Origin of the sequence: Pseudomonas sp. TNT2022 ID642, assembly GCF_028656995.1 — a bacterium.
Classification (GTDB): domain Bacteria; phylum Pseudomonadota; class Gammaproteobacteria; order Pseudomonadales; family Pseudomonadaceae; genus Aquipseudomonas.
Genome location: NZ_JAMDGW010000007.1, coordinates 109,296 through 135,657, shown reverse-complemented (window position 1 = coordinate 135,657; position 26,362 = coordinate 109,296). Strand labels below are relative to the sequence as shown.

At 62.2% G+C, this 26,362-nt stretch carries 15 protein-coding genes; 6 read left to right on the top strand and 9 right to left on the bottom strand.

Features of this window, described 5'->3' with window-relative positions:
• Position 1: 1 nt before the first annotated feature.
• From M5G26_RS06565 to M5G26_RS06545, 5 genes are read right to left on the bottom strand one after another with little or no spacing between them, the layout of a single operon-like run.
• Complete coding sequence (locus tag M5G26_RS06565; protein ID WP_273914770.1) at positions 2-2,098, bottom strand: HlyD family efflux transporter periplasmic adaptor subunit; 2,097 nt, start codon at positions 2,096-2,098, stop codon at positions 2-4.
• A complete protein-coding gene (locus tag M5G26_RS06560; RefSeq protein WP_273914769.1) occupies positions 2,098-3,444 on the bottom strand; it encodes an efflux RND transporter periplasmic adaptor subunit in 1,347 nt (448 codons plus the stop codon). Before M5G26_RS06560 ends, M5G26_RS06565 begins: the two co-directional genes overlap by 1 nt.
• Positions 3,441-4,214, bottom strand: a complete 774-nt coding sequence (locus M5G26_RS06555) for an efflux RND transporter periplasmic adaptor subunit (RefSeq protein WP_122598393.1) — start codon at positions 4,212-4,214, stop codon at positions 3,441-3,443. The genes M5G26_RS06560 and M5G26_RS06555 overlap by 4 nt, the downstream gene beginning before the upstream one ends.
• On the bottom strand, positions 4,195-5,733 hold the full coding sequence (locus tag M5G26_RS06550) for a TolC family protein (protein WP_038361564.1): 1,539 nt from the start codon (positions 5,731-5,733) through the stop codon (positions 4,195-4,197). Before M5G26_RS06550 ends, M5G26_RS06555 begins: the two co-directional genes overlap by 20 nt.
• A gap of 45 nt (positions 5,734-5,778) precedes the next feature.
• A complete protein-coding gene (locus tag M5G26_RS06545) occupies positions 5,779-17,091 on the bottom strand; it encodes a VCBS domain-containing protein (protein ID WP_273914768.1) in 11,313 nt (3,770 codons plus the stop codon).
• 250 nt (positions 17,092-17,341) lie between these two features.
• Here M5G26_RS06545 and M5G26_RS06540 point away from each other — a divergent pair, with 250 nt between their 5' ends.
• Positions 17,342-18,130: a DUF2092 domain-containing protein gene (locus M5G26_RS06540; protein ID WP_273914767.1), complete on the top strand. Its 789-nt coding sequence runs from the start codon at positions 17,342-17,344 to the stop codon at positions 18,128-18,130.
• Position 18,131: 1 nt separating this feature from the next.
• On the top strand, positions 18,132-18,710 hold the full coding sequence (locus M5G26_RS06535) for a hypothetical protein (RefSeq protein ID WP_273914766.1): 579 nt from the start codon (positions 18,132-18,134) through the stop codon (positions 18,708-18,710).
• Here M5G26_RS06535 and M5G26_RS06530 read toward each other — a convergent pair whose 3' ends face one another.
• A complete protein-coding gene (locus M5G26_RS06530) occupies positions 18,711-19,304 on the bottom strand; it encodes a hypothetical protein (RefSeq protein ID WP_273914765.1) in 594 nt (197 codons plus the stop codon).
• 124 nt (positions 19,305-19,428) lie between these two features.
• On the opposite strand from M5G26_RS06530, the gene M5G26_RS06525 reads away from it, so the two are divergent.
• A complete protein-coding gene (locus tag M5G26_RS06525) occupies positions 19,429-20,040 on the top strand; it encodes a nucleotidyltransferase domain-containing protein (RefSeq protein WP_273914764.1) in 612 nt (203 codons plus the stop codon).
• Between the two features lie 33 nt (positions 20,041-20,073).
• Here M5G26_RS06525 and proP read toward each other — a convergent pair whose 3' ends face one another.
• The 3 genes from proP to M5G26_RS06510 all read right to left on the bottom strand — a co-directional run bounded on the left by proP (position 20,074) and on the right by M5G26_RS06510 (position 22,802).
• Positions 20,074-21,576 (bottom strand): glycine betaine/L-proline transporter ProP, encoded by a 1,503-nt coding sequence (proP, locus tag M5G26_RS06520; RefSeq protein WP_134175614.1) that lies wholly within the window; start codon positions 21,574-21,576, stop codon positions 20,074-20,076.
• 249 nt (positions 21,577-21,825) lie between these two features.
• Positions 21,826-22,485: a DUF3313 domain-containing protein gene (locus M5G26_RS06515; RefSeq protein ID WP_273914763.1), complete on the bottom strand. Its 660-nt coding sequence runs from the start codon at positions 22,483-22,485 to the stop codon at positions 21,826-21,828.
• Positions 22,485-22,802, bottom strand: coding sequence for a hypothetical protein (locus M5G26_RS06510; protein ID WP_134175610.1), 318 nt, complete (start codon positions 22,800-22,802; stop codon positions 22,485-22,487). The genes M5G26_RS06515 and M5G26_RS06510 overlap by 1 nt, the downstream gene beginning before the upstream one ends.
• 147 nt (positions 22,803-22,949) lie before the next feature.
• Between M5G26_RS06510 and M5G26_RS06505 the strand changes: the two genes are divergently transcribed.
• The 3 genes from M5G26_RS06505 to M5G26_RS06495 all read left to right on the top strand — a co-directional run bounded on the left by M5G26_RS06505 (position 22,950) and on the right by M5G26_RS06495 (position 26,361).
• Positions 22,950-23,669, top strand: coding sequence for a response regulator (locus M5G26_RS06505; protein WP_273914762.1), 720 nt, complete (start codon positions 22,950-22,952; stop codon positions 23,667-23,669).
• The gene (locus tag M5G26_RS06500; RefSeq protein ID WP_273914761.1) at positions 23,669-25,003 is read left to right on the top strand and encodes an ATP-binding protein; all 1,335 of its coding nucleotides are present in this window, start codon (positions 23,669-23,671) and stop codon (positions 25,001-25,003) included. Before M5G26_RS06505 ends, M5G26_RS06500 begins: the two co-directional genes overlap by 1 nt.
• A gap of 68 nt (positions 25,004-25,071) precedes the next feature.
• Positions 25,072-26,361: an NAD(P)/FAD-dependent oxidoreductase gene (locus tag M5G26_RS06495; protein ID WP_273914760.1), complete on the top strand. Its 1,290-nt coding sequence runs from the start codon at positions 25,072-25,074 to the stop codon at positions 26,359-26,361.
• The last annotated feature ends 1 nt before the right edge of the window (position 26,362 follow it).

The window sequence follows — 26,362 nt, the reverse complement described above, 5'->3', positions numbered from 1 at the left end:
GTCAGAAACCACTTTCGCGCATCAGTACCGCCAGCACATGAGTCGCGCCGTCGGCGAGCAAACTTCTCCGCTCACCCTCAATCTTCAGATGCCCGCGGGTCTCGCGCAGGCTCGGCAACGGTTCATCCAGCTGAATCAACACCTGAAACAACGCATTGCTCGGGATCAGCGCATGTTCGGCATTGGTCGTCGGCACCGGACCGCCAAAGCGTGACGACAACATGCGGTGCGACAGCTGACTGGCGCGGGTGCTGCCGATTTGCACGACCCGGCCGGACAGCGGCGTGGTCTGGCCATCGGCATAGAAACGCACGTGATCCCCAGTGGCCATGCGATGCACCTGATCCTGCGCGACATAAGCATCGACCTGCCAACTGCGCGGATCAATCAGCATACCCAATGCCTCCTGACGGCCGACCCATTGCCCGGCTTTCCAGTCGGGATTGACGTCGAGCCATACCCCGGCAAACGGCGTTTGCAGGTTGAGCCGGGCGATTTCCGAGCGGGCCGCGCGAGCCTCTTCGAACTGCACGTTGAGGCGCTGGCGGGTCACGGCATCCTCGGCCAGACCAGCGGGATCGGCGATCAGCCCCGACAACCGCGCTTCATAGCTGCGCGCATTGGCTTCGCTGGATTGCAGGCGCGAGGCGATGTCCGGCTCGTCCAGGGTAACCAGGGTTTCCCCAGCCTTGACCGGGCCGTGCGGGTGAATCGATTGCAGGCGCGCCGGGTAGGGCGCATACACGCGCAACTGGTGTTCGGCACGGGCCACGCCGACCGCATCGATCTGCGTGCGCCATGGCATCGCCAAACCCAGCAGAATCAACAGCAGCATCGCGTAAAACGCCACTTTGCGCCGGCTCGGAATCGCCGCGCGGTTTTTCCACCAATGGCCCAGCTCGCGCATCACGGGCAGGGCGATAAACCACGACAGTTCGACCATGAACAAAAAGATCCCCAAGACCTTGAAGAAAAACAGATAGACCGCCAGCGCGATCCCCAGAAACAGCACCAGCCGATAGATCCAAGTGATGATCGCGAAGGTCACCAGCAAACGCCGCTGACCGCTTGGAAACGTTTCTGGCCAGTCTTCCTGCAAGCCCAGCAGATTGCGCCGCAGGGTGACGCGCGCCAGCGCCGAAGCGCGTTCATGCAGGTTGGGAAAGTCGAGCAAATCGGAAAGGATGAAGTAGCCGTCAAAGCGCATGAACGGACTGGCGTTCAGCGCCAGTGATAACAGCCAACTGGTGGTGGCCAGATAGAGCAGGGCATTGCGCAACGCGCCCGGATCACACAACGCCCAGCCCAGCGTCGACAGTCCGGCCAGCGACAACTCGGTCACGATCCCCGCTGAAGCGATGGCCAGCCGCTGCCGAGAACGGCTGAGTTTCCAGCTCTCACCGGTGTCGGTGTAGAGCATCGGCCACATCACCACAAACGCAATGCCCATGTGCCCGACGCGCAAGCCGAGCCGGGTCGCGACCAAGGCATGGCCGAGTTCATGCAGGGTTTTCGCGACGATCAGCGCCAGGGCAAAACTGAACAGGCCCTCGGTGGAAAACGACTCGACCACCGCGCTGGTGAACACATCCCATTGCTGCAAGACCAGAATGATCCCGAGCAGGCTCAGGCTCAGCACGATAATCCCGGTGAGCGGATGAAACAGCCAACCCAGCGCTCGCGCCAGGTATTGCAACGGCTGTTGCGGACGCAGCAACGGAATGCGGAAAAACAGGTAATGGTGCAGCCACCAGCGCCACGTCAGCCAACTGCCTTCTGCGCTTTTGTTCTTGAGTCGTTCAAGCGCAGCGGGGCCGGCACGCAGTAACTGGTGTTGCTCCAGAAACTGGCGGAAATCGAGGACTTGCTCGACATCCGGTTTCAACGCCGTGCCTTCGGCGATCTGCTCGCTGATCTGGCGCGGCGACTGGCCCCAGCGCAGCAGACACTCGAATTCCAGCCAGCCTATGCGGTAGAAACGGTTGATCACCGTGTCCTGAATCACCCACGCCGGTTCGCCGTTGCTGCCGTTGGCTGCTTCGCTCAGGCGCAAGTCTTCGCGCAGCGGCGGCACCGGCAGATCGGCCGGGTCGAGCATTACCAGCCGCTCCAGGCACGCAGCGTCGCCATGGGCCGGCGCAGCAGGTAATAACCGAGCATGACTCGCCCACCGTAGAGCTTCGCCGTGCCGTGCAGGCCGAGGCGTGCGTGCTCCGAGGCGCCCTCAATGCTGGCGAGCAAGCGGTAGGCGACCACACCCTCATCGCTGGGCCGCGCCTGATAACTGGTTTCCAGAATCTGCCCCTTGAGGGGCGTTAGCGGATAAGCGGTGAGAAACAGCGTGACCTCGGCGCCCGGTTCCAGCGCGATGGCATCGGCCACGGCCAGTTGAATCAGCATGGCCGGTTGCGTCGGGTCAGCCACTTGCAGGATGCGCTCGCCGGTCACCACCGGTTTGCCCAGCCAGTCATTGGGGTCGCTGAACACCGCGACGCCGCCCCGTGGCGACAGCACTTGTGTACGTTTCAGTTGCGCCTGCACCGCTGCCAACTCAGCCCGGCGTTGCTGCGCGCGACCGGCGAGCAAGGTCAGTTCGCTTTTGCTCTGCGGGTTATCGAAGGCCCGTTGGCTGGCTGCCTGCAACTCGGCATCTGCCACCGCGACCTCTTTGCCGAGCACTTCAGCGCTGCTGCGCAGGGTGGTTTCGTCCAGCGCAAACAGGGGTGTGCCAGCCTCCACCGGTTGATTGGGTCGAACCTGAATCTTTTCGATCACGCCATCAATCGGTGAGCTGATGATCTGCGCCTGCCGCGAAACGATTTCAGTCGGCGCCAAGGCCGTTTGCCGCACCGGCAACAGCAGCAGGGCCGCGAGCACGATCAACACCAGCAGCAGTTGTTTGCGATTGGGCCGCCAGCGCCGCAAGCCCTTGCGCCGGGTCAGCGCTGACCAGCAATAGGCCCAGGTGCTGACCAGCCCCTTGAGGTGGTGCCACAACAGCGCCGGTGGTTCCTGTTCCAGCAACAGCAGCAACAGGCCCAGCCGTTGCTGGTCGCGATCCTGCACCGGCACGCACCACAGCCCCGACGGCCACCATTCGTTCCAGCCTTCGGCGATGTCCTGTGGTGGGCTGGCGGTTTCTTGTGACAGCCACACCGGCTCTGCACCGGGTACTTGCGCCGCGACCCAGCGACTGGCGCGACGCAGCCACACCAGATAGGGCGAGTCTTCGCTGGGCCGTGACAGCCCCGAGACGTTCAACAGCTCCAGCGATGACTCACGCTGGGCGAACACCAGCGCCTGATGAAAGGGCAGCAGCGGGTACAGGTCGTTGGCCATGCTGAACGCCAGGCTGTTCAGCGAGTCAGCGGCCATCGCTTTGTCCCGCAGCGCATCGAGTTCGAGCAGCAGGTGAGGGTGAGGCAACGGCTCGTTCATGGTCATGGGCGCGCGTCTTGCTCGAACTGCGCGGTGCCGCTCATGCCGGCCATCAAGTCGGGGTACTTGTTGTCGAGCTTCGCTTCCAGTTCAACGGTTTGCGCTACTGCATCGACGCGTGAGTTGATGCCGCTGACATGCGCCGGATAGGTCTTGCCGGTTTCATGGATGCTGACCTGCAGCGGCAGGCCGGGCTTGAGGGTTTTCAGCAGGTTGGACGGTACGTTCAGGCGCACCTTCAGTGCACCGTCACTGACCAGATCGAACAGCGGCGTGCCGGCCGAAACGGTTTGGTAAGGCTTGACGTAAACCTTGGCCACTCGCCCGGAAAACGGTGCGAGCACCTGGCAGTAACTGCTTTGCGCCGCGCCCATGGCTCGCGCGCCGTCGGCCTTTTGCACTTCGGTGTTGGCCATCGACACTTCGATATCGCCCACCGCGTTGAGCTGGCGCAGTTGTTGTTTGGCCTGCAGGTTCTGTTTGGCCATGGCCAGCTCCGCCGCCGCGACTTTCGCGCGCGCTTCGGCTTCATTGCAGTTGAAGCGGGCGAGCAATTCGGCCTTGGCGACCTGTTCGCCGAATCCGGCTTTCAGTTCACCGAGGGTGCCGGCCATCTGGCTGGAGAGGGTGGTTTCCAGTTCGGCGGCGAGCAACACACGAATCGCACTGGCACTTTCCAGAGCTGTGGCCGACGGGCTGTCTTCGGCGTGGACGGGCAGGATCAGACTGGCCAACAACAGGGCCCCGAAACGGGACTCAAGGGCGATTTTGCGCATTCGGCGTTCCTTGCGAAGTGGCAGCGAGCAGGCGTTGTTGTTCTTGTTCGTTCAAGGTGCGCTGAATCTCCCGGGCCAGGGTCTTGATGTCGTGTTGCGAGATTTCCTTGGGCAGCACGTCCAGCCCGACCGAGTTGTACATCCGCCCCCATGCGGCCTGCGCACTGGAGAACGCCGCTTCACGCTGATAACGCGAGAGCAGATAACGTCCTTCGGAACGGATCACTTCTAGCTCGGAACCCAGCGCGCCGGTTTTCGCCGCTTGGGCGTAGTCGAGCAGGCTGCGATCAACGCGCAGACTGTCTTCGGCAAACTCCACTTCCTGCCGCGCCAGTTGATAGCGCAGGGTGCCGACCCGCACTTGCGTGAGAATCGCCATCGACAGCGCCACGCGCCGGGTGTCGTCGGTTTCGCTCTGGGATTTTTCCGCCGCGTTCAGTGACGGCAGTTGCAGCAAGCGAATCAGGTTCATCGACACTTGCAGACCGGTGCTCATCCAGTCGTTGTTGTAGAGGTATTTGTTGGAGTCGTACTTGTAGCCAAAATCGACGCTGACGTTCGGCCATAGCTGCGCCTTGGCGATCTCCAGATCCTTTTGATTGACGCGTTTGCGGTACCACTCTTCCATGATTTCCGGGCGATTTTCCAACGACAGCTGTTCCAGTCGCGCCATGCTCTGGCGCACTTCCGGCAGCGGCGGGTCAGGCATGTCGGCGAGGATCATTTTCGAACCCGGCGGCAGCGACATCAGCGCTGACAGTTCGGCCTGAGCGAACTCCAGATCCTGGCGGCGCACGGTCAGCAGGTAGATCGAATCGAGCAGCGCGCGCTGATAGGCGAGGATTTCCTGACGCGGCAGCAGGCCACGGGTTTCCGCCTGGCGGGCCGAGGTCAGCGCGGTGTGGGTGCGCATCAGCAGCTTGTCGACTTCCGGCATCAAACGCTGAGCGCCGAGCGCCCGCCAATAGGCATTGCGCACGTCCTGCAGCACGTTCTGCGCGACTTTGCGCCGGCGCTCTTCGGCCATGAGAATCTGGTCGGATTTCTGCTGCGTGCGGTAATACGCGACGCCGAAATCCAGCAGGCTCCAGCTCAGGCCCAGGCCATAGACTTCGCGATAGCGTTCTTCGGAGGTCGATGGACGCAAGCTGACCTGGCGGTCTTCGATGCCGATCGAGGTGCCGCCGGAATCATTGTCACGCCCGGCATACCCGGCCGAGGCGACCAGACGCGGGAGCATTTCATGGCTGGAAACATCGCGCAGGTCCGAGGCCAGCGCGCTTTCCATCAGTTTGAGGCGGTAGTCGAGGTTGTATTTCAGCGCCCGTGCGGCGGCTTCGTAAAAGGTGATCGGCGCGGTGACCGGCTCCTGACCGGAATACATGCGTGACTGGTCGGCAATGATCCGTTGACGGTTTTCTTCATCGGTGGAGGGTTTCGGCTCCGTTGATGAGCAAGCACTGAGCAACAGTGCAGAAGCGATGGCGGTACTGAGAAGCCGGTTCGCGTGTAGGCGCATGTTCATTCCTTTGCATTCTTCGAATTTTTCTGCAGGTCGACCGCTTTATCGGGGTGTGCGCCGCTGCACTGCATCGCGCAATTGCGCGCTGAAGCCCTTGGCCCGTGGTTTTTCATGAGGCTTTTCTACGTGAGCCGGGCTGTGCGTCAGGTCGGCCGGGTTCAAGGTGAACAGCGACGGGTCGCTCAACAAGCCATCGGCGCTCAAACCGGTGCGGCCCTGACGCCCCTGAATCCATAGCAGGTCCAGTTCGCTTTCGAGGCGGCTGGTGCGCACCGCTTGCGCGACGAATTGCCCCGGCACCAGGCCCAGACCGTTGCCCACTGATTCGCTGGTGAACTCGCCGACCGCCGCCAGTCGCAGGTTGCTGCCATCGACGCCCCAGGCCGAGAGTTCGGAGATTTCAGCGGCGCGCTCGACCACCGGGGTGACGAAGATTGCCGGCTGTGGATCAGGAATCAGGAAGTTGCGGTTCAAAGTGTTCGGATCACGCTCGAAGTTGTTGCCGCCGGGTGCCGGTATGAACGGCGTGGCGATGTCGAGGGTGATCACCAGTTCGGCCTGATCGCTGGCGCCGGCACGGTCGTTGATGGTGTAGGTGAACACGTCGCGCAGAATCTGCCCGAGGCCGGCGGCGGCGAGTACGGAAGGGTTGTTCTGGTCGATGGTGTAGGTGTAACTGCCGTCGGCGTTCAGCACCAGAGTGCCGTAGAGACCGATGATCGGCTGGCCGATTACTCCGGCCGTGCCGCCATCGGCTTCGGCACCGGTGCGTACGCCGACCACCACCAGGCTGTCGTTGCCGTCGACGTCGCCATCGTTGGGCAGCACGTTGCCGGTGGTTTGCGGGGCAGGGGACTGATCGCTGGCAAACCCGCTGTCGTTTTGTGCGATCGGAGCATCGTTCGCACCCTGAATGACCACGGTCAAACGCGCATCCGAGGTCGCGCCCGCCGCGTCGAGCATGCGGTAGGTGAAGGTTTCGCTGAGGGTTTCGCCCGCAGTGCGCAAGGCCTGCACCACGGGATTGTTGTTGTCGATGACGTAGGTATAACTGCCATCGGCGTTCAGCGTCAGTTGCCCGTAGAGACCGATCAACACTTGTCCGGCACCGGTTGACTGGCCGGCCTGATTGCTGACGCTTTGCACCTGTTTGCCTTCGCCATTGGCGACGCTGTCGACGTCCTTATCGTTGTCCAGCACGTTGCCCGTGGCGTTGCTGCCCGGCGTGCCGTTATTGACGCCGCCAGCCTCGATCGCCGTGGCGCTGTCATCGGCGGCGACCGGCGTATCGTTGCGGCCATCGACGGTGATGCGCAATTCGGCGGTGCTGGTGTCGCCCCAGCGGTCGACGATGGTGTAGGTGAACACTTCATTCAGGGTCTGGCCGCTCTGACGCAAGGCCTGTACGGCAGCAAGGTTGTTGTCGACGGTGTAGGTGTAGCTGCCGTCGGCATTGATCAGCAAGTCGCCATACAACCCGCGCAACGAGGTGCCGATGCTGCCGACCGTGCCGATTGCGTTGACGGTGCCGGTGTGAATGCCGATCACCGACAGCGGATCGCTTTCGGCGTCGGTGTCGTTGTCCAGCACATTGCCGCCGGGGTTGAGACCGGGTTGATCGTTATTGCTGCCACCGGCCTCGATCGCCGTCGCTGTGTCGGTGTTGGCCACCGGCGCAATGTTGCGCCCGCGAATGATGATGTGGATTTCCGCCAGATCGTTCTGCCCGCCACGGTCGCTGACCTGATAGGTAAAGCGCTCATTGAGAAATTGCAGCGGCCCCAAAGCCAGCACCGCCGCATTGTTCGAATCGAGGTTGTAGGTGAAGCTGCCATCGGCGCCGATGATCAACTGCCCGTAGAGTCCGTTGATCAGCGTGCCGTTGCTGTCGTCGGTGCCAGCCGTGACCCCGGCCAGACTGCCGCCGGCGTCTTCCGTGCCGAAACGAATGCCAGTGACGGTCTTGCTGTCACCCTGGTCGACGTCGGTGTCATTGGGCAGCACGTTGCCGCTCGGGTTGACGCCGTTGCCGTTGCCGTTGTCGGCCACGGCCAGTGCGGTGTCGTTGGCCGCGACCGGCGCATCCCAGGCGCCGTCGATACGAATGCTCAGTTGCGCAGTGTCGGTGGCCCCGGCGATGTCGCGCAGGCGGTAGGTGAAGGTTTCCACCAGCGAATCACCGAGTTTCAGCGCCTGCACGGCGGCGAGGTTGTTGTTGACCACGTAGCTGTAAGTGCCGTCGGTATTGAGGGTCAGGGTGCCGTACAAACCGTTGAAGGTTTGCGCGCCGACAACGCTGGTGAAGGCACCGCCGGCCGCTTCGCTGCCCGTGCGGATACCGGTGACCAGTTTGGCGTCGTTGGCATCGACATCGTTGTCGTTGTTCAGCACATTGCCGCTTGGGTTGACCCCGGGCGTGCCGTTGAAGGTTCCGCCGGCCTCGACCGCCACGGCACTGTCGTCGCTGGCGATCGGATTGTCGTTGGCCCCGCGCACGGTGATGGTCAGCGTCGCGCTGCTGGTGGCGCCGGCCAGGTCGCGGATCTGATAGGTAAAGGTTTCCGTGAGGGTGTCGGCATTGTTGCGCAGCGCCTGGACCTGCGGATTGAGGTTGTCGACCACGTAGCTGTAACTGCCATCGGCATTCAGGGTGAGAACGCCGTAGGTGCCATTGAACCCGCTGCCGATCAGGCCCACCGACGAGCCTTGATTGACGCCGATGACACTCAGCACTTCGCCGTTGCCGTCGACATCGCTGTCATTGCTCAGCACGTTACCGCTCGGATTGGTCCCTGGCGTGGCGTTGTTCAAGCCGCCGGCCTCAACGGCGGTGTTGCTGTCGTTCTGCGCGATCGGGGTGTCGTTGCGTCCCTGAATCGTGATGTTCAACGTCGCACGATCGCTGGCGCCGGCGGCGTCGATCACCTCGTAGCTGAACGCGTCGAGCAACGTATTGCCAGCGCGCAAGGCCTGCACGGCGGCCATGCTGTTGTCGAGACGATAGCTGTAGCTGCCGTCGGCATTCAGGGTCAGCCAGCCGTAAGTGCCGCGCAGTTCCGTGCCCAATGTGCCCGCCGTCCCGGTGCCAGCCTCTGAGCCGGTGCGTACCGAGGACACCGCGCGGGTCTCGCCATAGTCGTAATTGGGCAGGTCGCCGGGGACTTCACCGCCGTCGACATCGCTGTCGTTATCCAGCACGTTGCCGGTGGGATCCTGACCGGGCTGGCTGTTGTTCAGGCCACCGGCCTCGATGGCCACGCCGGCATCATCATTGGCAATCGGATTGTCGTTCTGCCCGCGAATCAACACGATGATTTCCGCGGTGTCGGTTTGCGGTGTAGCACCGACGCCATCGCTGACGGTGTAGGTGAAACGTTCCGAGAGCAGATCGGCGCTACGGCGCAGGGCCTGCACGTCGGGGTTGCTGTTGTCGACTTCGTAGACGTAGCTGCCGTCGGGGAAAATCGTCAGCGTGCCGTACAGCCCGGCAATCACCGTGCCGCCGAGATTGACCGCAATCGGCGTGCCCGGGTCGCCGGTCGCACCGGACTTGATCAGCGTGACCGTCAACGGGTCGCCATCGGGGTCGGTATCGTTGGCCGTGACGTCGCCCGAAGGGTTGACGCCCGGCGTCAGGTTGTTGATCCCGCCGGCTTCGGTGGCGACGGCGATGACGTTTTGCGCCACGGGTGGATCGTTGACGCCGTGCACGGTAATCACCAGTTGCGCGGTGTCGGTGAGGCCGGTGGTGTCGGTCACGCGGTAGGTGAAGAACTCGGTCAATGTCTGCCCAGGCGCCAAGGCCTGGACCGCTGCATTGGTGCTGTCGACGTCATAGAAAAACGAGCCATCGGCGCCGATGCGCAAGGTGCCGTAAAGGCCTGCGACCAAGGTGCCGTTGGCTGAGGTGGTGCCGGTGGCCACACCGCTCAGCACGTCAACGGCCGGGTTGTAACTGGCTTCGCTTTTGTTGATCACGCCATTGACCAGCAACTGGCTGCTCGGCTGGTCATTGGCATCGACGTCCTGATCGACGCCGTTGCCACCCGGTTGAGTGATCGGCCCGGGGCGGCTGGGGAACTGAATCACGTTGCCGCTCGGATTGCTTTCCGAGGCTGTGCCATTGCTCGACGCGGCTTGTGCCGACGCCGCATCATCGCTGGCCACCGGATTGTCGTTGGCGCCCTGAATGACGATGCGCAGTTGCGCGACATCGTCCAGTCCGCCGGTATCGGTCAGCCGATAGCTGAAGAACTCGACCAGTTGTTGACCGGCGCTGAGCCGCTGAACCGTGGCGTTGCTGTTGTTGACCACATAGCTGTAAGTGCCGTCGGGATTGATGGTCAACGTACCGTAGAGCCCGGCAATCGCCGTAGCGCCGCTGACCGCGGTGAAATTGCCGGTGCCGGCCTCAGCCACCGGGCGGATGCCGGTCACGGTGCGGGTTTCGCCATTGGCGGCGCTGTCGACGTCCTGATCATTGGTCAACACATTACCGGTGGCATCGCTGCCCGGTGTGCCGTTGTTGACACCGCCGGCCTCGATGGCCACGCCGTCATCGTCAATGCCCTGCGGCGTGTCGTTGGCGCCTTGAAGGGTAACGGTCAGCGTGGCCGTCGAGGTCTCTCCGGCAAGGTCAGCGAGGACGTAATTGAAGTTGTCCTGCAAGGTCTGGCCCGACACGCGCAAGGCCTGCACGGCCGCATTGTTGTTATCGACGACATATTGGTACGAACCGTTGCTGCCAATCACCAACTGACCGTACAGGCCATTGATCACGGTGACACCGAGCACCGGCGTCTGAATGCCGGCGCCGGGACCGACCGAAACCACGTGCAGTTGGTCGGCGTTGGTGGCGATGTCGACGTCGGTGTCATTGCTCAGCACATTGCCGCGCGGGTCGATACCGGCGGAGGCGTTGTTGCTGCCGCCAGCCTCCAGTGCCGTGGCGCTGTCGTTGACGCCGACCGGGTTGTCATTCACGGCGGCGAGGATGATTTGCAGGGTGTCGGTGTCGGTCAGCGCATCGGCGGCCGTGCCGGGAATACCGTCGCCATCGGCATCGCCGTAGTTGCCACGATCGTTGCTCAATACAGTCAGGGTGTCGGTGCCATTGAAGTTGGCGTTGCCCAGATATCGCAGGCTGGCCAGCGCGGTGTTGATATCGGCGAGGTTGCCGGTCAGGGTCATGCTCGCAGTATTGGCCCCGCTGACCGTGACGCCCGGCACTGTCGCGCCGAGGAACAGTGTCCCGTGAGTGACCGTGAGAATGACGCTGATGGCGCGGTCGTTGACGTTCGGATCGCGGTCGGCATCGACATCGGCGACGCGGATGCCGCCGATATTCAGCACCACGTCTTCCAGGCCGTTTTGCGTGCCGGGGAGGGTGTTGACCGGCGCGTCGTTCTGTTCGACATAGCCGGCGTTGGCGCTTTGCGTGTCGGCATCGCCCAAGGTGATGGTGATCTGGCCGAGGGTGCCGGCGTCGCTGTCGACGCGCACGCGCAGATCGCCCAGCGGTTGCGGATAACTGACCAGACCCGCCGGCACATCGATACGGAACACGCCCAGTGGCAACACGCCGAAGCGGTACTGGCCGTTGGCGTCGGTGACGGTGGTGAACTGCAGGTTGTCGGCGGTGGTATCGAGGCGCCCGTCGGCGCCGGCCCAGGTCAGGGTCACGGTTTGCCCGGCCAGGCCGGCGCCGTCCGGTGTGGCGCTGGCGGTCGGGCTGGCGGTGTCGTTCCACAGGGTGCCGGTGATCACGCCAAGCCCGGCGGTGTCGCGCAAAATGTACTGGTTCGGGCCGACGGCGCTGCCGTCGCGCTCGCCGGTGGCGGTGCCATCAACCCCGACGCTGTTGCCGCCCCAACTGGTGAAGTCTTCGGGCAGGCTGCTCCAGGTCAGCGTTGCGTTGCTGCTGGCGACAATCGTCGAGTTCGGCAAGTCGACCGAGTAGCGCACCTGAATCTGCGCGCCGACATCCAGTTGATCGAAGTTGACGCTCAAACCGCCGCTGGTGCTGAAGCTGATGCCCGCCGGCAGGTTGCCCGGGCCGTAACTCACGCCATTGATACTGACGCTAAGCAGGGTGTAATTGCTGCCGCCGGCAAAGCTGTCGCTGACGCGCGCATCGAACGCCGGCAGGCCGCCGTTCTGGGTGAAGCTCAGTTGCACCGTGGCGTTGCCGGTGCTGCCGCTCGGGTTCGGGTTGAAGGTGACGATCTGCTTGTCGAGGCCGCTGAAGCTCGGCTCGACGACGCGTTCAAACACCGTGTCACTGACCGCACGCCCGGCACCGTTGACGATTTCCTGCGCGGTCACCGCCAGTTGCGCGCCGGCAATGTTGGCGGCGATGTTGGTCACGCGCACGTTGAACTCGATCGAGATGCCTTCCAGATCGTCGTCGTTGCCATTGCCGTTGACCACGTTGCCGAGGTTGAACGTCACCACCTGGCTGCCATCGGGGTTGGTGACGACGGTCAGCCGGCTCGGGTCGAAGATGCCTTGCGGCGCCAGGCCGGACAGGTCGGCGGTGATCGGCAGGGCCTCGGGGCTGTTTTCGTTGCCGTCGATATTCAGCGTGCCACCGACGATCAGGTTGGCGTCGCTGGTCAGCCCGCCGTTGGAAATGAACGCGATGCGCAGGGCATTGACCAGCGCATCCGGGGAGATGAACTGCAAGCCGTTGGCCAGGGTGATCTGCACCTGATAGTTGGGGTTGTTGCCTTCGGGCACCAGCACCACCACGCGGTAGCGAATCACTTCGCCGACGGTCACTTGTTCGACGGTTGCGGATGTCGGGTTCGGCGCCGCCGTGTCTGGCAGGCCACCGACACGGGAGATCTCGATGGCCTGAGCCACAGGAATCAACAAAGTCGACAGGTTGCGGTAATCGTTGAGGGTGCCGCCATTGAGCACGCCGTCAACGCCGGTTCGTTCGCCGGCATTGCCGCCGTCGAGGCTGGTCCATTGCACACTGGCAACGTTGGCGATGTTAGATAACGCTGCGGCGCTGGCGTTGACGATACCGCTGAGCTGCAAGACGATGCTGCCGCCCTTGGCAATGTCGATATTGGCGCCGCTGGCGGTGCGCAACTGGCCGCCGACGATTTCGAAGGCAATCCCGCCGTTGTTGGTCGCGCCGTTCTGATACAGCACGCCGACCAGCGTGACGTTGCTGAGTTGGGTCGGCAGGGTGTCGAGGAAACTGATGTCGAACGCACTGAAATCGGTGCTGCCATTGCCGTTAGTGATGGTGATATTGAAAGTCACCGTGTCGCCCTGGTCATAGCCGCCCAGGCCGGAGGTGGAGGTGATCACCTGATTGATCTGCAGGGTCGGCTCGCGCACGGTCACCGTCGGCTGGCCACCGCTCAAGGCAACGTTGCGATCCAGCGCCACCGCGCCGTTCGGCGTGTCGCCATCCGGGTCGTTGTAAACCAACTGCGCATTGTTCTGCAGCGAGACGTTGGCCTGGTTGGCAATGACGTTGTTGGCCACCAGTTGCAGACGAATCACGAAGGTGTTGTTGCCGGTCTGGTTGTCCGCCGACACGCTGGAGACGCTGAAAGTCCAGCGTCCATCGACACCGTCGCCCCCCAGTGCGCCGCCAACTCCGGCAAAACCACCGACCAGCACGCTGCCGGCGAAATCGGCGCCAAGCGCGCCACTGCCGGCGCGGGTGGTGATGATCTGGTAGCCGAGGCCACCGTTGAAACTGGTGTCCAGGCGCATGCCCGGTGGAATCAGGTCTTCGATGCGCAGGTTTTGCGTGGTGCCTTCGGGCAGGGTGATGACAATGTCGTAGCGCATGCTTTCGCCGACCACCAGATCGCTGCCATTGGTGTGGCTGGCGCTGGAGTCGCCATTGTCCAGTGTGCCGTCGGCAAAGACTTTGCTGATGACCGGCGCGGCAATCTGCTGGCTGGCCAAGTCGGTGAGGTCGGTCGGGGTGAAGTCGGTGCCGCCGTTGACGCTGGCGTAATTGCTCAGGGTCGCGGTGGATTGCAGGCTGCGACTGGCCTCGATGGTCGCGCTGACCTCGACGTCATAGCTGATCACCACGACGTTGGCACCGCTGGTATCGGCCGCCGTGCCGCTGCGCCCGGCCAACAGACTGGCCTGGCCGCCGGCGTCGAGGAAGGTGATCTGGTTGCCGCTGACGCTGTAGTCGGTGCCCAACACCAGCAGCGTGCCGTCGCCGCGATAAATCTGCAGGTTGGCCGCCGCCAGGCTGCCGCCGACAAAGCTCAAGCCAGAGGGCAGAGTGATGCTGGTGCTGACGTCAAACGCGCCGCCGCCACCGCTGTTTTCGATCGCCGTGACCAGGCGCAAACGGTCGGCGCCGTCGATGTTGCTGATGTTGCCGTCGACCGCCGACAGGTCGGTGACGTTGCCATTGAACGGCTTGCCCGTGCTGCCCGGCGGATTCCAACTGCCGCTGGTGCCAGTCACCGTGCCGTTGGAGCCGGACACCACGCCGTGCTTGATATTGAGCACCGGCTCGGCGACCGACACGATCGCGACTACGTCGGAGGAAATCAGCGTGCGGTCGGTGAGGGTGGTCTGCTGGCTCGATTGTGCGAGGACGTCGAGCGAGCGCTGGTCGGCAAATGGCTGATCGCCGACCCGGACCGTGAAGCGAATGACGATGCGGCTGCCGGTGGTGGTGTTGGTGGCAAAGCTGCCGAAGTCGAACACCACCGAGTTGCCGTCGGCGCTGGTGACGCTGATCACACCGCCGGCATTGGTATTGCCCGCCCCCAGCGCCCACTGGCCGACATCATTGCCCGAGCCCCAGGTAATCCCGCTGACATTGAACAGCGGCAGCGGCAGGTACGCGGTGAGTTTGAATTGCTCGTAATCGCCGGTGACCAGGTCGTAACTCAGCTCGAAGGTCACTTCATCGCCGGGGCGCAGTTCACCGTTGCCCGGCGGTGCGCCGTTATTGACCTCGACCAGATTGATATCGACGTTGCTGGTGGGGATCACGCTGGTGGTGGTGGAACCGTCGGTCTCGCTCTCGCCCGTCAGGTTGAAGCGATCGACCAACAGCGTGCCGTCCACCGTGGCGGTGTTGCCCAGTTCGTCACCTTCGTTGATGTCCGGATGCGGGTTGCCTGAAGGTGGTTTGTAGGTCTGGCCGACAATGGCCGAATAGCTCAACACCGCGACCACGGCGCCCTGCAACGTGTCGTCGAAGGCCAGGTCGCCATTGAGCCAGCCGCGAATGTTGTTGAACGCATTGCGCAGCGACTGGGCGATGTCGAACACCATCGAGGTGCTGCCGTCGGCGTTGTTCACCACGCTGGTGACCAGGGTGATGGTCTGCGCGACGCCGTCGATCGTCACTGTCAGGGTCGGCGTGCCACTGAGGGTCTGGCCATCGCTGAGTTGGTCGCGGATGACCAGTTGGCCTTCGTTGAAGAAGTCCTTGCCGAAGGCAAAGTGGTCGGAAATCGCCAGGTTGAGGGTGTATTGCAGGGTGTCGCCGGGGCTGATGCCGCTGTGGCCGATGTCGTTCTGCATCGTTGCGGTTTTCAGCAGCGTGATCGATTTGGCGATGAACTGCGTGCTCTGGCCGGTGCCGCTGAAATCGATAGTGGTGTTCGGTGCGGTGACGTCGCGAGGATCGAGCGGCACCCATTGCCCGGAAGCGGTTGGCGGGCCCAGGGTCACGGTCACCGCGTCGCCGGTGACCGGGTTGATCACCGGCTGGCCGTTGGCGTCGACTTCCGGCACGTAGAACGCGACCACGCTGTCGGTCTTGCCGGTAAGGCTGTCGTAGGCGACGGTGAATGAATTGATATAGACGTCATTGGCCGCGATCAGCACAGCGATTTCTGCAGCATTGGTGACCACCGTGCCGTCGTGCAAGGTGATCGAGGTCAGCCGGCCGCCAGCGCCGGGGGTGATCGAGTTGACCTGGATATTGTCTGGCAGGGGCTGGGTGATGACGACGTTGGTCAGCGTCTGGCCCGGCGCGGGTGTCGCCGACAGGGTCAGCGTGCGCACGTAGTTGGGGCCGGTGGCGGTTTCGCCTTCCGGGGTATTGATCGTTTCGCTGACGGTGATCACCGTCGGGTGCACGATGAAGGCCGCAGTGCCGGCCTGGATCAGGCTCGGATCGTTGGTCGGGTTGTCCAGTGCATCATTGCCGAACTCGAAACCACCGCTGGCGCGGATGGTCAGGTCGGGCGTGCCGTTGGAAAACGCCGTGTCGGCCAGATTGCTCAGGCTGGCGGTGATCTGCACGCCGATCACCGGCTGCTGATTGGTGACGCTGGCGAAGGGCAACTCGATCACCACCAGTTTGTCGCCGGCGCGCATACCGTAGGTGGCGGCGTTGATGATCAGGAAGTTGCCGTTGGCGTCTTTGGCCAAGGGATGTGTGGCGTTGCCGTTGGCATCGAAGGTCACCACGTGGCTGATCAGGTTTTGCCCAAGGTAGGTGGCCGAAATGAAATTGACGCCGTCGTCGCCATCCTTGCCGGTGACCGGCATCGCCAGGTTGATGAATGGCGCGTAACCCACCTGGGTCGAGGTGTTGCTGAAGTTCACGGTAAACGTGAAACGGTCGCCAAGCAGCACATCGCTGCCGCCGTTAGACACCGTCGCGGTCGGCGCTGCATCGGCCAGCAATCCGTCGAAATGCGCCATGGCGAGGCTGCTGATGGCGATGCTCTTGTCGAGGTCACCGACCCGCGTTTCCAGGGTCCAGTCGCCGCCGACCTTGCTGCTGCCGGTGTCGTTGCTGGAAGCGCCGACATCGGCGCCGGTCCAGCGTGCCAGTTCGCTGACCAGGGTTTGCCCGGCCGCACCGGCGCCGACATCGCAACCGTAGAGCTGAATGTCCGCGCCCTGGGTCAGGTTGTTGCGCCATTGTTCGAGTGTCTTGCCCAGCGAGTCGATGTTGTCCGAACTGACCGTGCGGTTGCCCAGGGTGAATTGCCCCGAGGCGCCATGGGACATGATCTGGATAGAATCGACCTTGCCCAGTTGCGCCAACGCCGCAGAGATAGCCGCCAGACCGTCTTCGCCGACATTCACCACAATCGCGGTGACATTGCCCGGCAACTGCGCGACCAGTTGATCGCGGTTTTCGATGCGGCTGTCGATGACCAGCAGGCTGCGCGCAGCAGACGGTGCAGGCTCGGTGGCCCGGCCTTCGGTGGGCGTAGTGTGAGGGACCTGGGCGTCCACGGCGGCCGGCGGTGCGGCAGGATCGCTGTGATGTTGATCGGCAGCCGCCGAAGCGGCGGCGCCGTCGAACAGAATTCTCGGTTCCAGCGCCAGTGACTGACGTTGCGGGCGCCAATGTGCGCCGGACAATCCATTGCGTGAATCTTGCATGATCGGCCTCTTACTGCCTGCTGAATCCTTCCAATGAGTGCCGACGCCGGGCGACGGACAAATTCAGCGTAGGACGTTTCTTACGCTTTTCCAGCGAACTTCAGGGACTTGCAACGAGGCGCGATAACAGCCTATGGCCATCAATGCGCGGTGTGTCTGTGCGCATTGGCGCACAGCAAGGGTGGGGTCTAGGCTGGTCAGTCAGTCGCCCATGCGGCGCAACGCCCACGCAGGGACAGGAGCGGAATCGATGAAAGCCCCAGCCAGTATTGTCTGCCTGATGTTCACGCTGGTGCTCGCGCCGGGAGCCCACGCTGAAGACCCGCCGCCTGCGCCCGCTGCCGAAGCCACGGACGATGCGCCGTTGATCAACCCGCAAGTGGTCGACAAGCTCATCGACATGGGCAATTACCTGCGCAGCCTGCCGAAATTCCAGGTCGATGCCCAAGTCTCGCGCGACACGGTTCTGGAATCCGGGCAGAAGATCAAGACCGAGTCCGCCAACACCCTGAAAGTGGTCAGCCATGATCGCCTGTATGCGAAAAGCGAAGGCGATGTGCGCACCCGCGAGTTCTTCTATAACGGCAAGAAGCTCACCCAGTATTCGCCGTACCTGAAGTACTACACCACCGTCGATGCACCGGCCACCGTGGCGGAAACCCTGCACAAGGTCGAGAACTTCTACGGTGTGCAGGTACCGATGGAGGACCTGTTTCTGTTCGGCAGTGACCAGGCGCAGATCGATGCCTTGAAAGCCGCGCTGTACGTGGGCCCGTCGGTCATCAAGGGCCAGCTCTGCGACCATTTGGCGTTTCGCCAGGAGGGCATTGACTGGCAGTTGTGGCTGACCCGCTCCGACAAACCCTTGCCGTGCAAACTGGTGATCACCACCACCGACGATAAGAGCTTTCCCGAGTACAGCGCGGTGTATCAGTGGAACCTCAAGCCGACTATCCCGGACACGCAGTTCACCTTCAAACCGGGCAAAGGCGATGTGGCGATTGCGTTTAAACAAGCCAGCGATCAGGGAGGGCAGTGACATGAACAAGTCGATAACGTGGAGTCTGTTGTTGTCGCTGGCCGCCGCCACGCTGCTGACCGCCGGTTATGTCGCCGAAGCCGATGCTCGGGGGCAACGCGCTCAGGGACATGCCCGCGCCAACGTCAACCGCGCGCCGGCGCCGAACGCGCAACGGGCGCAGCGGATCAATGCGCCGCAGCGTACCAACAACGTCAGTGCCGGCAATCGGGCCAATTCGGGCAATCGGGTCAATGCCGGCAACAACGTCGGCAACCGTACGTACGTCAACAACAGCAATCGCAACGTCAACCGTAACGTCAATATCGACAACCACCGTGATGTCGATATCGATGTCGACGGCCATGGCCGTTACGGCTACGACGATCACTATCATCCAGTGGCAACCGCGGCGGCAGTGACGGCAACTGTCGCGGTCACGGCGGCGGTGGTGGGGGCGATCTTCACTCCGGCACAAATGCCCAGCAGTTGCGTGCAGGTGATTCGCTACAACGTCGCCTATATGCAGTGCGGCTCGACCTGGTACCAGCCGCAGTATCAGGGCAGTGATGTGACGTATGTGGTGGTCAATGCGCCGTGATCAGGCTTTCGGCACCCAGGGTTGCATCTGCGTGAGCATGCCACGGCCGCCACGGCGCAACCCGGTGGCCAGGGTCAGCCACGACAGTTCGGTGACGATGACATGTGCGGCCGGGACCAGCCGCACTTCACCGGCGGTACCGCCGGCCGGTCCTCCGTCGGGCATGAAAATCGTCAGCCAGTCATCCACGCTCTCAACGATCAGGCACAACCGAAAGCCTTCGCCCTCGGCAATCAGGCCGACCTTGGAACCGTCCTCGTTTTCCAGCCCGGCAAAGCGTGCCGTGGTGTCCTTGAACAACTGGTAACCCGGCAAGTTGCTGAGCAGCTTGTTTTCCGTGGCTTCCATCGCCCGCGCTGCCGCTGAGGTGCGTGCCAGCAGCCCGGCGAGAAAACACAGCACGATCAGACCCAACAATGTCGCCACACTCACCAGTGTCACGCCCGCGACGTCATAGCCCTTGAACATCGGCAACAACTTCTCGACCGGCCCGCGCAACAAGTGGATGGCTTTTTCGATCAGCACGACAATCAGCACCAGCGGCAGGATGAACAACAGCCCGCCGATCACGGTGGTCTTGATGAACTTGAACATAACGGCTCCTTGAATGACGTGCGATCCGATTCAAGGCTAGCTGATAAAAATCTTGAGCCGGGTGGTGAAAGCGGTTCGAATGGCGCACTCCCGTTATCCATCAATAGAACAACGAGCCTGAGACATGACGACAGCCCGGCCGCTGGTGCCCGATCAAGAGCAATGGCAACCCTGGACACCTGACGAATTGGCCCGACGTCTGAGCGCGGTAAACCGCCCGTGGTGCGTGGTCGGCGGCTGGGCGCTGGACCTGTGGCACGGGCGGCAAACCCGGGCTCACAGCGATCTCGAGTTCACGGTGTTGCGGGGGGATTTCGCCTGTTTTCGCCAAGCGCTGAGTGATCTCGACTTCTACGCGGTGAAGGACGGTACGTTCCAGTTTCTGTCAGCGAATTGCTTGCCCGCCGCAGACATTTTTCAGGTCTGGGGATACGACCGCGCCGCACAGGCGTGGCGCGTGGATGTGATGATCGAACCAGGCACGCCGGACACCTGGGTTTATAAACGCGATCTTTCGATTACCTGCCCACGCGCCGAAATGGTTCTGCGCAGCACGGCGGGCATTCCGCATCTGCGACCTGCTGCTGTTCTTTTGTTCAAGGCCAAACACACGCGCTCTAAAGACCGCAGCGATTTCGCCAGGGCTTTACCGGACTTGTCTGCGCAGGAGCGCGTGTGGTTGCTTCGACATTTGACGCGATTGCACCCAGAGCACGAGTGGCTGAGCTGCGTTTAGGCGGCTCGCCACCCGGTCAGAGTCGATGTGCGATCAGTTAATTCGCGGATGCTGCTGTACCAGTTCCTTGCGCTTGGCTTCCAGCGCGGCGATTTCGGCGTCGATGTCTTCGATCTTCTGCTCGATGTTGTCGTGGTGCTCTTGCAGCAGTTCCTTGGCTTCTTCGAGGTCAGAGGCCGCTGGCGCTGCGCCACGCAACGGCTTGTTGGCGGTTTCCTTCATCGTCACGCCGGTGGCCAGACCGACCACGGCAATCACCATCAGGTAATACGCCGGCATGTACAGATTGTTGGTGCTCTCGACCAGCCAGGCCACCACGGTCGGAGTCAGGCCGGCGATCAGTACCGAGACGTTGAAGGCGGCGGCCAGCGCGCTGTAGCGAATGTGCGTGGGGAACATCGCCGGCAGGGTGGACGCCATGACGCCGATAAAGAAGTTCAGCAGCACGGCCAGCATCAGCAGGCCGGCGAAGATCAAGCCGATCTTGCCGCTGTTGATCAGCATGAAGGCCGGGATCGCCAGAATGAACAAACCGATGCTGCCGACGACGATGAAGGGTTTGCGGCCAATCTTGTCGCTGATAAAACCAATCGCCGGCTGCACGAAGAGCATGCCGACCATGATCGCGATGATGATCAGCACGCCACGGTTTTCGCTGTAGTGCAGGTTGTGCGACAGGTAACTCGGCATGTAGGTGAGCAGCATGTAGTAGGTAACGTTGGTCACCGCCACCACGCCGATGCAGGTCATCAGGCTGCGCCAGTGTTTGGTCGCGACCTCCTTGAACGAGACTTTCGGGCCGCCGGCGAGGCCTTCGCGATCGCCTTGCTCAAGCTTTTCGACGTGCTGCTGGAACGCCGGGGTTTCTTCCAGGGCGTGACGCAAGTAGAGGCCGATCATGCCCAATGGCAAGGCGAGGAAGAACGGCAGGCGCCAGCCCCACTCCTCGAACTTGGCTTCGCCGAGCGTCGTCGAGATCAACACCACTACACCGGCACCGAGGACGAAACCGGCAATCGAGCCGAAATCCAGCCAGCTGCCGAGGAAGCCGCGTTTGCGGTCTGGTGCATATTCAGCGACGAAGATTGAGGCGCCGGTGTATTCGCCACCGACCGAGAAGCCCTGAGCCATTTTCGCCAGCAACAGCAGGATCGGTGCCCAGATGCCAATCGAGGCATAGGACGGAATCAGGCCGATGGCAAAGGTGCTCAGCGACATGATCACGATGGTCGCGGCGAGGACTTTCTGCCGTCCGTACTTGTCGCCCAAGGCGCCGAAGAACAAGCCACCCAGCGGGCGGATCAGGAAGGGCACCGAGAAGGTCGCCAGCGCGGCGATCATCTGCGTGCCCGGGTCAGCGCCGGGGAAGAACACTTTGCCCAAGACATAGGCGACAAAGCCGTAGACACCAAAGTCGAACCATTCCATGGCATTGCCCAGTGCGGCGGCGGTGATCGCCTTGCGCATCTTGGCGTCGTCGACAATGGTGATGTCGTTCAGGCCGATCGGCTTGACGGTTTTTTTGCGTGATTTCATCCGGGTCTTCTCTTTGCTGATCCATCGTGCCGCGTAGATGCCATCTTTTTGATGGCGCGTACTCTTTGGCTCAGATACATGAGGACACGAAATAATTCACTGCTCGGCGCTTTTTTTCCTTGCGCACCTGTGTAGGAGCTGCCGAAGGCTGCGATTGATCGTTCCCACGCTCTGCGTGGGAATGCAGCCGGGGACGCTCCGCGTCCCAACAAGATCGCAGCCTTCGGCAGCTCCTACAGGGGAATGTGGTTACCGGCGCAGGGTTGCGTAGGATTTACCGAGGTCGCTGGCCCAGCCATCCAGCACCACCTTGACGTCATCGGCAGTCAGCACCTGTTTGTCGTTCTCCAGCGGCACACCGGTGCCTTTACGCACCACTTCGGCAATCACTTCACCGGTCGAACCGTCCTCGAACGACACCTCGGTGGCCACTTCACTGTCCTGATCGCGGATACCCGTGGCCGTGCTCACACCGGCCGCGACGAGGGTGACCGGCAGCCATTCATAAAAGCGCAAACCCTGAGTGCTGGTGGCCACTTGGGTGATGGCGGGGCGCACCACCAACGTGTTCGGTCCCGGTTGATTGACCAGATGCAGCACTTTGCTCAATTCCAGCCGCAGCGCGGCGTCGTAGTAGTCAGTGACGCCGGACAGCGTGCTTAGCGGAATCCGCTGCGTCGGCGCGGCACTCGGGTAAAACTGACTTGGCGCCAGATAAACCTGGGTGTATCGCCCCCGGGCAAGTGCCGGGCTGACCCACGCCAGCACCGGTTGACCGGACGGCGACTGACGTTCAGTCAACACACTGTAGTCATGCAGAAAACCGCTGTGTTCGACCTTGTTACTGCTGCAGGCGGACAGGCTCAGGGTGGCCGCAAGGGTCAGCGACAGCGAACGAATGCAGGTCATCAACGGGTTTCCTTGTGCTGTTGCGTGGCGATGCTGTCGGAACATTCGATGTGCAACTGGCCGTGGCTCATGATCCATTGGATCAGGTCGGCGGCGGCAATGCTGTGGACGTACTCCACCCAGTGCGCATTGGTTGGGCTGAACTGCTCGAAGTAGCGCCGCAGGACGATCCGGCTCTGATCGCTGGACACGCTCAGGCACGACTCCTGAAACACAATCGGTGTGTCAGGGCCGAGTGCGGCGGTGCGCTGGCTGAGGATCAAGGGACGATTGCTGTTGTGCCCCTCGGCGCAATGGTTGTCGTTCAATAGCTTCATGCGAACCCCCTGGATTGGAATGGCCTCAGAATGCCCGCGCGGTTTTGCCAGAGAATGTCCGCTTGATGTCTGCTGCGTAGAAATGTTGCTCGATTGAAATAAATGACCCGGGCGGCGAAATGGCTTTAGATTGGCTTTTTTCGGTGCATGGATTCTGTAACTGTGAGCAGACTGCTGTTCGTCGACGACGACGTGGAAATTCTCGCGCTGCTGAAGAAGTTCTTCGTGCAGCACGCCTATGAAGTCGACGTGGCGCCGCACGGCGAGGCTATGTGGGCGGCGATCGCACTGAACCGTCCGGACACGATCATTCTTGATGTGATGATGCCCGGCGAAAGTGGCCTGAGCCTGTGCCAGAAGGTGCGCGCGCAGCTGGGCATTCCGATCATCATGCTCACGGCCATGGCCGAGTTGAGTGATCGCATTGTCGGCCTGGAGTTGGGCGCGGACGATTACCTGACCAAACCGTTCGCCCCGCAGGAATTGCTCGCTCGCATACGTGCCTTGCAGCGCCGCGCTGGCGAACAGCGCATCCCGGTCGAGCCTTCACGCCCTGTGATCGGCTTCGCCGGTTGGCATCTGGACATCACCTGTCGCGAATTGCGCTCGCCGGAAAACGTGATGATTCCGTTATCCGGTGGCGAGTTCGATTTGCTGGTGGTGTTCCTCGATCACCCGCAGCGCATCCTCACCCGCGAGCAATTGATCGACCTGACTCACGGCCACGGCCATGACGCTTTCGACCGCAGCATCGATGTGCAAGTCAGCCGCCTGCGCCGCAAGATCGAACCGGACAGCAAGCGCCCGGACCTGATCCGTACGGTGCGCAACGGCGGTTATCTGTTCACCGCCAAGGTCACACGCTAATGATCCGCCGACTGTTGCGCGCCGATACACTGCGCCGGCACATCGCCCTGACCATCGTGGCGGCGATGGTCGCTTCACTGGCGTTGAATGCGCTGTTCGTGCAAGTCGCCGGCATCTGGGCGCGGCCACCGATTGAACGCACCGGCCTGCTCGAGCAGATTGCCGCGACCTCGCGGGTGATCGAGGCGGCCCCGGCCAACCTGCGCCCGCAACTGGCCGCAGCGGCGAGCAGCGCCATGCTGCAGGTCTCGTGGAAAGCACAGCGCGCGGACTTCGACCTGCCCAATGACGGCCTTCGACTGCCAGCGAGCAGGGTGCCGGTGCTGCAGCAACTGCTGGGCAATGATCGAAAAATCGAGGTGTTCAGCCCAGGCGATTGGCCGAACGGCAGTCCCCAGGCGCATTACGCCGCTGTCGTGCAATTGGTCGATGGCAGCTGGTTGTCATTTATCCCGCCGGAGCGCAGTTGGGGTCTGGAGTTTGGCGTGCGTATCGCGATCGTCATTGCCTTGGGACTGATTGCCACGTTGCTGGTCGCCTGGGTCGCCACCCGGCAACTGGCCAACCCGTTGCAGCGTTTCACGCGTGCCGCCAGACGTTTCGGCACCGACCTGCGCGCGCCACCGATCAAGATCGAAGGCCCCGACGAAATCCGCCAGGCGATCATCGCCTTCAACACCATGCAGGCGCAGATCCAGCACTTCATCGCCGAGCGCACGCACATGCTCGCGTCAATCTCCCACGATTTACGCGCACCGCTGACACGCATGCGTTTGCGCAGTGAATTCATGGAAGACCTCGATCATCAAGGCAAACTGATTCGCGACGTTGAAGAGATGCAGTCGATGATCAACGCCGCGCTGGCGTTCTTCCGCGAGGACACCCATCGCGAGCAAACCACCGCGTTCGATCTGTCGGAACTGCTGCAGACCATCGTCGATGACTACCGCGACCAACACCTGCACGTTGATTTCGATGGCCCGGCGCATCTGGTGTACGACGGCCGGCCGCTGGGGATCAAACGGGTGATCGTCAACCTGCTGGAGAATGCGCTGAAGTATGCGCAGCGTCCGGTCATTGCGTTGACGCGTGACGAGTATTCAATTCGTATCGAGGTCAGCGACGAAGGCCCCGGTATTCCCGAAGCGGCGTTGGAGCAGGTGTTCGATCCGTTCTTCCGTCTGGAAGCTTCACGCAATCGCGACACCGGTGGTGTTGGCCTGGGGCTTTCAGCGGCGCGGGCGATTGTGCGAGAGCAGGGCGGAGAACTGACGTTGAGCAACCGTGGTGGCCAAGGATTGCTGGCGCGGGTTGAGTTGCCGCGTAACGGATAGTTGCTGGCGTGAAATTTATTCTGTAGATTTTCATGAAATTATAAAAAGATAATTTCATGAGGTCGCGAATGTTCCTGCAATCCAGCCAGCACGTCGACAGCTATTACGCCCACAGTTGCGCCGATTTTTTGCGCAACCGCCCGCTGCTGCAGGGCGAACATGATGCCGACGTGGTGATCATCGGCGCCGGTTTCAGTGGCCTGCACACGGCGTTGCGTCTGGCCTTGGCGGGTAAACGCGTGATCGTGCTGGAGGCCAGTCGCGTGGCGTGGGCGGCCTCGGGGCGCAATGGCGGGCAGGCGATTCTCGGCTGGTCGTGCGATATGCCGCCGCTGGAAGCTGCGCTGGGTCAGGAGCGGGCGAAACGCTTGTGGGACGGCATGCGTTGGGCCGCTGGGGAATTGCGTGAATTGCCGGGTCGTCACGGCTTCGACATCGACTATCGTCCCGGGCATTTGTGGACATCGGTGATGCCACGGCGGGTCAGTCTGCTCAGCGAATGGCAACACGAAGCCAGCCACAAATGGGGCCACGATGTGTTGCAGTTCATTCCTCGGGAACAACTGCCGGAATGGGTGGCCACCGATCGCTATCAAGCCGGGCTTTACGACCCTGAGGGCGCGCACCTCAATCCACTGAAACTGGCGCTGGGCCTGGCGGATGCCATCGAGCGAGCCGGCGGGCGTATCCACGAGCAAAGCAAAGCGTTGAGTTATCAGGAGGAGGGCGACGGTTTCCGGGTCAACACCGAGCGCGGCTCGGTGCGCGCCGATGTGCTGGTGCTGGCGTGCAACGCTTATCTCGATGAACTCGACCCGCAACTGTCCGGTTGCATTCTGCCGGTGGGCACTTACCAGGTTGCCACCGCAGCGCTGTCGCCCGAGCAGGCCAGCGCACTGTTGCCGCGCAACGTGTGCGTGACCGACAACCAGTTCGTCCTCGATTACTTCCGTCGCACGCCGGATAACCGTTTGTTGTTCGGCGGCGGCTGCACCTATCTCGGTGGCATGCCCAAGGACATCGCGGCGGCAACACGGCCATTTCTTGAGCGGGTGTTCCCGCAGCTCAAAGGTGTCGACATCGATTTTGCCTGGGGCGGGCATATAGACCTGACGATGAATCGCACACCCGATGTCGGCGGCGCGGACAACCGTTATTGGCTGCAAGGCTATTCGGGCCACGGCGTTCTGCCGACATTGGCCGCCGCGCGTGCGGTGTCCGCTGCGATTCTTGGCGACACTGATGAATTGGCGTTGTACCAGGGCTTGAGCAATGGCCGTTTCCCCGGTGGCAAACATTTCGCGGCACCGCTGGAAGCCATCGGCAAAGCCTGGTATCGACTGCGCGACAGCATTTAAT